General features: G+C 41.3%; 1 pseudogene. It reads left to right on the plus strand.

The window, feature by feature from the left end:
* Positions 1-351 (plus strand): annotated as a pseudogene (locus V6252_RS12855) (AAA family ATPase); the annotation flags it as partial.

Consider the following 351-nt stretch of genomic DNA (forward strand, 5'->3'; position numbering starts at 1 on the left):
GTCATATTGTTCGATGAAGTAGAGAAGGCGCATACTGATGTGTTCAATATCTTATTGCAAGTATTGGATGATGGTCGCTTAACAGAATCGAAAGGTCGGGTGGTAGATTTCAAAAATACCCTGATCATCATGACCATTAACTTGGGTTAGCATATGATTCTAGAAATTGTTGGATAATGCTACGATTTTATCAAAGCAGAAGTAATGGATTCTGTTGGGCAGCATTTCCGTCCAGAGTTAGTCAACCGTATTGACGAAATCGTAGTTTTCCATCCGCTTGGTATGTCGCAGATCGCAGGTATTGCGGATATTCAACTGGATCGATTACGACAGCGTATCCAAGAGCGTCAG

The sequence above is a fragment of the Psychrobacter proteolyticus genome, assembly GCF_038155145.1.
Taxonomy (GTDB): Bacteria; Pseudomonadota; Gammaproteobacteria; order Pseudomonadales; family Moraxellaceae; genus Psychrobacter; species Psychrobacter proteolyticus_B.